Origin of the sequence: Paraburkholderia steynii, from assembly GCF_900100565.1 — a bacterium.
Classification (GTDB): Bacteria; Pseudomonadota; Gammaproteobacteria; order Burkholderiales; family Burkholderiaceae; genus Paraburkholderia; species Paraburkholderia terrae.
Genome location: NZ_FNDI01000036.1, coordinates 79380 through 88642, shown reverse-complemented (window position 1 = coordinate 88642; position 9263 = coordinate 79380). Strand labels below are relative to the sequence as shown.

The following is a 9263-nucleotide window of genomic DNA, read 5'->3' as shown; positions in this document are numbered from 1 at the left end:
CCTACTTTTCTTTGCGGCGGCAAAGAAAAGTAGGTGCCGCCCCGCACAGGGGCGACGCTTGAAGCACGAAGGCATAGCGCGGATGCCAGCGCAAACAAAAGCAAACCAAACCAACCGCGCCGCGAGAGCAGAAAGCACTAACCCTTTACTAACCGCTGAACCACCACCTCAACGGCGACGTCCCCTTTAATCGACGCCGAAGGCGCTTCAAACTCAATCCACCCTTCATTAAACCCATCGATCATCTGCATCCGCGGCAGCGGATTATTCATCCCTTGCGATCGGAACAAAGGCTCCCATTCATCGCGCGGCAAGATCTGCATCCGCACCGACCGATCAAGCGCATCAGCAAACGCAGCAGCAATCTCATCAGGCGACACGCGCCGCGGCCCTTCAAGCTCGACAACCCGCAAACCAGTCCAGGAACCCTGAAGCAACTCCGCGGCAATGCGCCCAATATCATCAGTTGCCACCATCGGCACCGGCTTATCGAGCGGTTGAAGAAAGCTCGGAATCACACCACTCACCCGAGCCGGCTCAACATCCCATACAAAGTTCTCAAAGAACCACGCAGCACGCAGAAACACAACAGGCAAAGGCAGAGTGCCTAACTCCTGCTCCATAATCCCAAGCTGGTTCAGCAAATTGGGCCGCGCGGCCTGCGCGCCAATCGTCGACAGCACAACGACACGCCCCGGCTTCGCCTCACTCAAAGCAGCCCGCAGCGCGGCAATATTCCGCCGTGACTCCGAAAAATCCGGCGACGGATCGAACACGGGCGGCAACAGCACGAACACACCTTCCGCACCCTCGAACGCACGCCGCAACGCGTCCCGATCATGCATCTCAGCGAGCGCAACTTCGCAGCCCCGTGCAGCCCAAGCCGCGCCCTTTTCCTCGCTGCGCACCACCGCGCGCACCTGCTTGCCCTGCGCGAGCAGCGTCTTCGCGACCACACCGCCGACCTGCCCCGTGATACCTGTAATTGCATACATCCCCAAACTCCCGTTCAATGAGAAATTGCCTGCGTCGGGATTGATTCTGGTCGCCGGCAACGCTTTACACCATGACATGAGTGTCATTTGATTCATGACACAATGTCATTCATCTCAACAAGGAGCACACCATGTCCTTCGACGAACGGATTCTCAACGGCATGGGCGTGCTGACGGCGATCGTCGAAAGCGGTAGCTTCGCGGGCGCAAGCGAACGGCTCGACATGTCGCAATCCGGCGTGAGCCGCTCGGTCGCGCGGCTGGAGGCGCGGCTCGGCATCCGCCTGTTCGACCGCACTACGCGCACCGTCAAGCTCACCGATGAAGGCCTGCGTCTCTACGAACAGATCGTGCCGCTCATGGACGGCCTCGAAGAAGCGGCGGCATCGGCGGCAGGGGGCGCAACCGCCGTACGCGGACGGCTGCGCGTGAACGTCGATCCGTTCTTCTCGAAGATCGTGCTGAGCCCGCGCATCGGCGAATTCGTCGCGCGTTATCCGGAACTCAATCTCGACCTGATCACGCGCGACCAGCTCGGCGACATGGTCGCCGACGGCTTCGACCTCGCCGTGCGTTTCGGCGAGCCGCGCCCGTCCACGCTCGTCGCGCGCAGGCTGCTGGACACGCGCATCGTGACGGCCGCGTCGCCAGGCTATCTGAAGAAGCACGGCCGCCCCCTCAAACCGACCGATCTCGAACGCGAGCCGCACAACTGCATCCAGTACCGCGACCCGGAAACCGGACGCCCGTTCGTGTGGGAATTTCACCGGCCGCGCAAAAAAGTCATCATCGACGCGCGCGGCCGCCTCATGGTCAACGACGTCTCGACGATGCACGGCGCATGTCTCGCCGGTCACGGGATCGCGCAGATCATGGCGCTCGGCACGCAGCCACTGTTCGACAGCGGCCGCCTCGTCGATCTCTTTCCCGACTGGCCCGACGAGCGCTTTCCGCTCTGCGCGCTCTACCCTTCGCGGCGTCATCCGTCCGCGAAGGTGCGCGCGTTTCTCGACTTCATCGTCAAGATCACCGGCTCGCCGCTCAACGACAAGCCGTGGTACTGACGCGGCGGCTCAGTTGCCGTTTTTCGCCCGCGCCTGCTCGGCGATCGACTTGTAATCGTAGGTCGGGTAGAAGTCGGTGCTGTAGCCGCCCCACGCGGTCTCCTCGATCGCGCGGTTCACCTCGCGCAGCCGGTTGGCGGGCACGCGCAGCGTCACGACCTGGCCGATCCCCATCATCACGTACCACGACACCACTTCGATGCCGGGTGGCGGAAACGCCTTGTAGAAGCCCTGATCGGCCAGTTGCTGGTTGATCTTCGGCAGCGGCTTCGACTGGTCGTGCTTCAGGAAGATCGTCAGCAGAAACGTGCCGTCGCCCGCGGGCGTCGGCGGCGGCATCGTGCCAGGGTTGGTCTGCGCGGCGGCGGGCAGCGGGGTCAGCGCGGCTAGCGTGGTAGCGAGGGCAACTCCAGCGATCCATTGGCGAACGGCGTGCATCGGTTTTCTCCTTGATTTTGTTGATCGACAAGTACACAGGGCTACAGAGGAACGCACCGCTGCATTCATCATGCCATCGCAACGTGCCATGCACATGACTACGCCGGGCCGCCGCCACAACACATTTAAGGGTAAAACATATGTTGCAGTATTTATTTTCATGGCAACATTCGTAAACACGCTACGGATTCAACCAGAGGACCTGCAATGAACCGACTGACTTCGCTCGCACTCGCCCTGTGCGTCGCGGCGCCCTGCTTCACCGCAATGACGAACGCCACTGCGCAGGACGCGCCGCCGACACTCGCCAAAGTCGAGGCCGCCAATCTGATCGCGATCGGCCATCGCGAGACGTCGGTGCCGTTCTCATATGTCGATACGAACAATCAGGTGATCGGCTTCTCGCAGGACCTGTGCAACAGAATCATCGACGCGGTGAAGGCCAAAACACACAAGCCAAATCTGCAGGTGCGCTTCATTCCCGTTACGTCGCAGAACCGCATTTCGCTGGTGCAGAACGGCACCGTCGATCTCGAATGCGGCGTCACCACGAACCTCACGTCGCGTCAGAACCAGGTCGCGTTTGGCGATACGTTCTTCGTCGCGACCACGCGGCTGCTCACGCGCAAGGATTCGGGCGTCAAGGACTTTCCCGATCTGGCGGGCAAGACGGTCGTAACGAATCAGGGCACGACGTCAGAACGCATCCTGCGCAAGATGAACGAAGAGAAGAAGATGAACATGCAGATCATCAGCGCGAAGGACTACGGCGAAGGCCGCATGACGCTGGAGACGGGCCGCGCCGTCGCATACATGATGGACGACGTGCTGCTCGCGGGCACCCGCACGCTGACGGCCAAGCCTGCCGACTGGGTGATCGTCGGCACACCGCAATCGTCGGAGGCGTATGGCTTCATGCTGCGCAAGGGCGACCCGGCGTTCCTCAAGATCGTCGACGACACGCTCGCGCAGGTCATGAAGAGCGGCGAGATCGACGCCATGTACGACCGGTGGTTCATGAAGCCCGTGCCGCCGAAGAACATGAACTTCGACTTTCCGATGAGCGAGAACCTGCGCGCGCTCTACAAGAATCCGAACGACAAGGCGTTCGAATAAATCGTATAGCCGAAGCCCGTGCCGTCCTTCATTGCGCTTTCAGGGCGGCGCGACAGCGCGACGGCTATTGAGCCGTGCGCATGCCGGCGGAGTAAAATCGAACGAATCGAAACTCGTGACGATCCGCTCCGGAGCCGCAATGAACCCGCCTTCGCCAAAAGAACAAAAGACGCGCTGGAAACCCTCGCCTACAACGCTGAACGTGCTGACCGCGCTCATCGGCATCGGCACGCTGTGCGCGGGGATTGGCTGGCTCGTCTATAGCTGGTACGTGGATCTCGAAGTGCCTTACTTCGCGATACCGCTCGTGATGTGCGTGCCCGTGATCGTCGCCGTTGCGTTCCGGAATATGTTCGACTGACTTACGCGGCACGCAAGGCGTTCCGCGCAAGTAAAAAGGCCCGCTTCGCGCGGGCCTTTCTGTGTCGGCTTGCCTTATGACACGCTGACCTGCGTCACGCGGCCTTTGCGGGCGCGATGCCGTCGGCGAGCTCGCCGCCGAGCGCATCGACGATGCCGTCCAGCATCTTCGCCAGTTCGCCCGTCATCAGCGTGAAATCGGACTCGAACTGTTCGTCGTCATTCTGCGCGGTCGGGTCGGCGGCTTCCTTGATGACGTCGAGCGGCGTCACGCGCTTGATGGTCAGCGAGGGCGTCAGCACGAACGACACACGGTCGTTCCACGTCATCGCCAGACGCATGCATTGCTTGCCCGCTTCGATATGACGGCGCATGTCGTCCGCTTCGAGCGCGTGGCCGACATAGCGCACCGTCGCGTTGCCCTCGGCGGGCGAGCGCAACTCGGTGTCCTGGTCCAGCGTGAAATTGACGGGCCCGTCGCCCGCAAGCAACCAGTTGGTCATGGCCGAAACGGGCGCCTGCGCGACGCGCACGCTCATGATCGGCAGCCGATCCACCGATTTCACCAGCAACCCGAGCACATCGTCGCCAAGCGCTTGCGATGCGGAATCGATCGCGAGCCAGCCGTTGACGGTGTCGATCCACACGCGCGTATCGCGCTGGATGCTGAATGCGCGCGGCAGGAGTTCGTCGGTGACCTGCTCTTTCAGGTCGCGCATCTGCTTGCGACCGGGCTTGAAACCCTGCTGCTCTTCGAGTTCCAGCGCGCGGGCCTTCGTCACCTGCGTCACGACGGATGCAGGCAGCAGTTTCTTTTCCGCGCGGAACGTGAGCAGCATCTGCTTGTTGGTCGAGTAGACGAGCGTGCCGTCATTGCGCGGCGGCGCCCAGCCCTGACGCGTCGTCTCGACGCTGTTGGCCGGCTGGAACGCGTGCGGCTCGAGCCACTTTTCGATTTGCTCGGCGCTCACTTTCCACGGAGCGGGAAGACGGTGAAGCTGTAGATTCTTAAACCACATGGCGAGAACGGGCAAAGCGCGTCATTCTATATGACGTTGGCGGCGCGGCGGATTTTCGTTGTCACCGCGCCGCCGTCTTTACCCATTCAGACGATGCACAATCAGCTCGCCAGGCCCGCCTGCACCTTCGCTGCGACATCGGCGGGCACCCACGTCTTCCACATTTCCGGATGCGTGCGCAGGAACTGCGCGGCCATGGTCGGCGCGTCCAGTTTCTTGACGCTCATGTCGAGAATGGTCGCGTTCAGGAAGTCCATCGGAAACTTGACCTTCGTGAACATCGTCATCAATTGCGGCTCGGCGTTGTAGAACGGCGTCGAGGCGCCGACCGTCACGTGCGAGACCATATACGACGACGCGCATTGCTGCGTGCTGCTCTCGTTGCGCAGCGTCTGCCAGCACGCGTCGTTGAAAGCGGGCATTTTCAGCTCGGTCAGCTTGTACTTTGCCATCAGCGCGGCGGGACCCCAGTAGTAGAACAGGATCGGCGCGCCGCGCGTGTAAGCCGATGCGATCGCGGCATCGAGCGCCGCGCCCGTGCCGGGGCGGAAGTTCGTGTACGCGTCATCCAGCTTGAGCACTTTCAGGAGCCGCGTGTTCACGCGCTCGCAATCCCAGCCGCTCGGGCAGTTCAGAAAGCGGCCCTTGTTCGGCTCTTCATCGTCGGTGAAGACGTTCTTGTACTTCGGCAGATCCGCCACCGAAGCGAGTCCCGGCGCCGATGCCTTGATGCCGCGCGAAGGATCGCCCTTCACGACGTAGTCGGGCACGAACCAGCCCTCTTTCGTGCCGCCCGGCAGCGTATCGCCGACCAGCTTCACGCTGCCCGTCTCGACAGCCTTCGCGGTGATCTCGCTGCGGCCCGTCCATTGCTCGGCCCAGATCTGCACGTCGTTGTGCGCGAGCGCGGTTTCCGTCGCGGCCGTGCTGCCCGGCACGACGTCCGTCTTGCAGCCGTAGCCTTTCTCCAGAATCTGCCGCAGCACTTCCGTCGCGAACGCGCCGCTTTCCCACGTGATACCCGCGAAGTGTACGGTCTTGCCCGCGCTGCACCAGCTTCCGGATTTCGCGGCGTTGCTGTCGGCGGCATGCGCGCTGCCTGCCGTGAGTACGGTTGCCGCGGTGGCGACGGCGGCGAACAGGGCCGTGCGAAGCTTGATGGATTGCATCATCGAATGTCTCCTATGTCGATGGGAGTTAGCGCTTTAGCGCTTACTCCCATCCCATGCAGATTTATCTGCGGTCGATGGGGTTGGCGCTTTAGCGCTTACTCCCGTCCCATGCAAATCAACTTGCGGGGAAGGTCTCAAATCTTCTTGTGAGCGGCCGCGCGGCTAACGCGACCCGCCGCGCCAGCGCGAGGGCATGACATGGCATCGCGATTGTGCGGTCCGTTTTTTTCGACGATGAAGCGATGTTTTTTGATGCCGGGTATGAGTCCCGCTCAACTTCGGGTTTCTACGGCCGGGTTTGCGCGGATGCTTCGGCGCAGCGTGCAGGCAGGTTCAGCGCGACGGATAGCAGAATGCGTAGTCTTCGCAACCAGGACAGCCCGGCGCGGGCGCAGGCGCGCGGCCCTCGGCGAACGCAAGTTCACGCGCGAGGAATTTCTTCCAGCGCGTGTTATCCGTGTTGCGCGTGACGAGTTGCGGATAGTGGCGCGTGAGGATCGCCGTGACGTCGTCGCGCCCATCGAGTCCGAGATCGCGCCACAAGTGATCGGGACGCAGACACGCCGTGGCGATGATCGTCGCGAGGCATTGCGCGTCGGCATCCGTCGCCGCGAGCGAGGACTCGTGATGCAGCAGGAACACGCGCAACGCATCGACGAAAGGCTGATGCGCGCTCGCGGCAATGTGCTCGGGAACCGCCTGCAGCGGCGCCGCGTCGCGGAAATGACGTGAGCGCAACGCGTCGAGCGCGGCGCGCGTCAAGCCGAGATGCAGCAGTTCGCCGCTCGCAGCCTTCGCGCCGATCAGCCGTGCGAACATGATCGTATCGGCTGCGTCGCGCTGCGGGGCGTGATCGAGCAGCCGCGTGACTTCCGCGTCGCGCGCGTGATTCGACTCCGTTGTCATGTGCTCGCCTCCTGTCGCATCAAGCATAGCGCAGCAACATCACGCCACAGCCGACACGCCGAACTTCTTGCGATACGCGCCCGGACTCGTCAGCGCAATGCGCCGGAAATGCCGCCGCAGCGATTCCTCGGACCCGAAGCCGGCCAGTTCCGCGACGCGCGACATCGGCAGATCGGCGGGTGATTCCAGCAGTTCGCGCGCCATCGCCACGCGCTCGCGAATCAGCCATTCGTACGGCGCCATTCCCGTCGCGTCGCGAAACTGTCGCTGCAACGTGCGCGGACTCATCGCCGCCTGGTCCGCCAGCGACGCCAGCGTGTGTGCGTGCGCGGGGTTGGCGCGCACGTAATCCATCAGTCGCGCGAGACGGCCACTGTCGTCCTGCGGCATCGGACGCGGCACGAACTGCGCCTGGCCGCCCTCGCGATGCGGCGGCACGACGAGCCGCTGCGCGACGCGGTTCGCAATCGCGCTGCCGTAGTCGCGCCGCACGAGGTGCAGCAGCATGTCGAGCCCCGCCGCCGATCCCGCCGACGTAATCACCTGCCCTTCATCGACATACAGCGCATCGGCCTTCACGCGCAATTGCGGATAGCGCTGCTGCAACTTCTCCGCGTATCGCCAGTGGGTCGTGACCGTCTTGCCATCGAGCACACCCGCCGCAGCCAGCACGAACACGCCCGAGCAGATCGAACAGACACGCGCGCCGCGCTCGACGGCCGCGCGGATTTTTTTCAGCAGCGGCTCGGGCGGACGCTCGTCGGGATCGCGCCAGCCGGGCACGACGATCGTCGACGCACGATCGAGCATCTTGAGCGAATACGGCGCAGCAACGCTGATCCCGCCCGCCGCGCGAATCGGCCCCGGTTCGGCCGCGCAGACGGCGAAGCGATACCACGTCACGCCGAGTTCCGGGCGCTCAAGCGCGAACAGTTCGGTCACGCAACCGAATTCGAAAGTGCAGAGGCGGTCGTAGACGAGCGCCGTGACGAGATGATCTTGCATGGCGCAATATTACCGGAGATTGATGATTGCGCCACTGAACATCGCCCATCCCAAGCCATCGTCCGGCATTCTCCCGAGCGTCGCAAGAACCTCCACCAGAAAGCCGCGCGTCAAACGCTGACAGCGGTCGCAAGCTGGAAGCCTTCATCAACCCACCCGGTCACACCTCCAATCATGACCTTCACGGGTCGGCCAAGTTGCGCCAGCCGAATTGCGCCACGCGTCGCGCCGTTGCAATGCGGACCGGCACAGTAGGTCACGAACAAGGTATCTGGCGGATAGGCCGCCAGCTTCGACGCCACGATCTTGCCATGCGGCAAGCTGACGGCGCCCGGCACGTGACCCTGTGCGAACATCGCGGGACTGCGTACGTCAAGCAACACGAAATCCATCGCATTCGGGCCACCAGTCAATGCCGCATGGACATCAGCACAATCCGTTTCGAAGGTGAGCGACGCCGTGAAATGTGCGAGTGCGGCGGTACTATCGGCAGCAGCAACAGCGGTGACGGGAGACATATTTTGATCCTTCAGGCGAACGAGATGAAATTCATTATCCCGTTCGATGGGGATAGACAACAGTGGCGTAATCGACAACTCCCGGTCACATCACGCCATGGCGGTTTCCGCGAAGTAGCTCGGGCTGTGCGCGAAAATCGAGCCGAAACCCTTGGTCCTTTCGCACCAGCTAGCAAGTCCTCTCCAAAAGTTACGCAGCATTTCAGCAGATCGTCGATCGGCACCCCAAACGGTCACCTGAGAAAAATATTTCTTCAAAACTGCGAATCCGTTAAGGTCGCGTTAATGTTCTACGCGTACACTCGCGACAGTCGATCTCTCACTCATGGGCACGACCAGCCCTCTTTGCAAAGGCAGCATGCTCCTTACGGGCAATTCCAACTCAGCAAATGCACCGGCTGCCTGAGCGCGAGCCAGTCGAAAGCATGACGGGAGGCCCTTCACCCATCATGCAAGCAACGGCCGGTTGCGAGGCAATTCGGTCACCCACTCATGTAGAGTCGCCCTCGGCCTGATGGTCCACGGGTCGACTTTAAATAAAACTGCCACGGCGGTAGAAGTCATTGTCGCCTCAAACACCCGCCCGTTACATGCCAGAGGTGGCAAGCTGGTATCCGCACCCGTTATACGCATTTCACTCCCGCCGCCAATCTTCGCTGCTGGACAGTAC

Annotated in this window: 10 protein-coding genes; 3 read left to right on the top strand and 7 right to left on the bottom strand. The window is 62.2% G+C overall.

Going from position 1 to position 9263, the window contains the following annotated elements; translation table 11 throughout:
* Nucleotides 1-137 precede the first annotated feature (137 nt).
* Nucleotides 138-995 carry an NmrA family NAD(P)-binding protein gene (locus BLT65_RS39970; protein ID WP_091789074.1) on the bottom strand — a complete coding sequence of 286 codons (858 nt, stop codon included), beginning with the start codon at nucleotides 993-995 and terminating at the stop codon, nucleotides 138-140.
* 131 nt (nucleotides 996-1126) lie between these two features.
* Here BLT65_RS39970 and BLT65_RS39965 point away from each other — a divergent pair, with 131 nt between their 5' ends.
* Nucleotides 1127-2059 carry a LysR family transcriptional regulator gene (locus BLT65_RS39965; RefSeq protein WP_042310834.1) on the top strand — a complete coding sequence of 311 codons (933 nt, stop codon included), beginning with the start codon at nucleotides 1127-1129 and terminating at the stop codon, nucleotides 2057-2059.
* Between the two features lie 9 nt (nucleotides 2060-2068).
* On the opposite strand, the gene BLT65_RS39960 is transcribed toward BLT65_RS39965, so the two are convergent.
* Nucleotides 2069-2497, bottom strand: a complete 429-nt coding sequence (locus BLT65_RS39960; RefSeq protein WP_091789049.1) for a hypothetical protein — start codon at nucleotides 2495-2497, stop codon at nucleotides 2069-2071.
* A 207-nt stretch (nucleotides 2498-2704) separates the two neighbouring features.
* Between BLT65_RS39960 and BLT65_RS39955 the strand changes: the two genes are divergently transcribed.
* On the top strand, nucleotides 2705-3613 hold the full coding sequence (locus BLT65_RS39955; RefSeq protein WP_042310831.1) for a glutamate/aspartate ABC transporter substrate-binding protein: 909 nt from the start codon (nucleotides 2705-2707) through the stop codon (nucleotides 3611-3613).
* A 139-nt stretch (nucleotides 3614-3752) separates the two neighbouring features.
* Nucleotides 3753-3974, top strand: a complete 222-nt coding sequence (locus BLT65_RS39950; protein WP_042310930.1) for a hypothetical protein — start codon at nucleotides 3753-3755, stop codon at nucleotides 3972-3974.
* Nucleotides 3975-4068: 94 nt separating this feature from the next.
* Here BLT65_RS39950 and BLT65_RS39945 read toward each other — a convergent pair whose 3' ends face one another.
* The 5 genes from BLT65_RS39945 to BLT65_RS39925 all read right to left on the bottom strand — a co-directional run bounded on the left by BLT65_RS39945 (nucleotide 4069) and on the right by BLT65_RS39925 (nucleotide 8593).
* The gene (locus BLT65_RS39945; protein WP_042310829.1) at nucleotides 4069-4992 is read right to left on the bottom strand and encodes a recombination-associated protein RdgC; all 924 of its coding nucleotides are present in this window, start codon (nucleotides 4990-4992) and stop codon (nucleotides 4069-4071) included.
* Nucleotides 4993-5093: 101 nt separating this feature from the next.
* Entirely contained in the window at nucleotides 5094-6164 is a 1071-nt protein-coding gene (locus BLT65_RS39940) for an ABC transporter substrate-binding protein (RefSeq protein ID WP_091789046.1), read from the bottom strand.
* A gap of 333 nt (nucleotides 6165-6497) precedes the next feature.
* Nucleotides 6498-7070 (bottom strand): nitrogen fixation protein NifQ, encoded by a 573-nt coding sequence (locus tag BLT65_RS39935; RefSeq protein WP_091789043.1) that lies wholly within the window; start codon nucleotides 7068-7070, stop codon nucleotides 6498-6500.
* Between the two features lie 39 nt (nucleotides 7071-7109).
* Nucleotides 7110-8075, bottom strand: a complete 966-nt coding sequence (ftrA, locus tag BLT65_RS39930) for a transcriptional regulator FtrA (protein ID WP_091789039.1) — start codon at nucleotides 8073-8075, stop codon at nucleotides 7110-7112.
* A gap of 110 nt (nucleotides 8076-8185) precedes the next feature.
* On the bottom strand, nucleotides 8186-8593 hold the full coding sequence (locus tag BLT65_RS39925) for a rhodanese-like domain-containing protein (RefSeq protein ID WP_042310927.1): 408 nt from the start codon (nucleotides 8591-8593) through the stop codon (nucleotides 8186-8188).
* Between the last annotated feature and the right edge of the window lie 670 nt (nucleotides 8594-9263).

Coding starts and splice junctions, on each gene's coding strand:
- BLT65_RS39950 (WP_042310930.1), top strand. CDS start 3,753: ATGAACCCGCCTTCGCCAAAAGAACAAAAGACGCGCTGGAAACCCTCG.
- BLT65_RS39965 (WP_042310834.1), top strand. CDS start 1,127: ATGTCCTTCGACGAACGGATTCTCAACGGCATGGGCGTGCTGACGGCG.
- ftrA (WP_091789039.1), bottom strand. CDS start 8,075: ATGCAAGATCATCTCGTCACGGCGCTCGTCTACGACCGCCTCTGCACT.
- BLT65_RS39970 (WP_091789074.1), bottom strand. CDS start 995: ATGTATGCAATTACAGGTATCACGGGGCAGGTCGGCGGTGTGGTCGCG.
- BLT65_RS39940 (WP_091789046.1), bottom strand. CDS start 6,164: ATGATGCAATCCATCAAGCTTCGCACGGCCCTGTTCGCCGCCGTCGCC.
- BLT65_RS39945 (WP_042310829.1), bottom strand. CDS start 4,992: ATGTGGTTTAAGAATCTACAGCTTCACCGTCTTCCCGCTCCGTGGAAA.
- BLT65_RS39955 (WP_042310831.1), top strand. CDS start 2,705: ATGAACCGACTGACTTCGCTCGCACTCGCCCTGTGCGTCGCGGCGCCC.
- BLT65_RS39935 (WP_091789043.1), bottom strand. CDS start 7,070: ATGACAACGGAGTCGAATCACGCGCGCGACGCGGAAGTCACGCGGCTG.
- BLT65_RS39960 (WP_091789049.1), bottom strand. CDS start 2,497: ATGCACGCCGTTCGCCAATGGATCGCTGGAGTTGCCCTCGCTACCACG.
- BLT65_RS39925 (WP_042310927.1), bottom strand. CDS start 8,593: ATGTCTCCCGTCACCGCTGTTGCTGCTGCCGATAGTACCGCCGCACTC.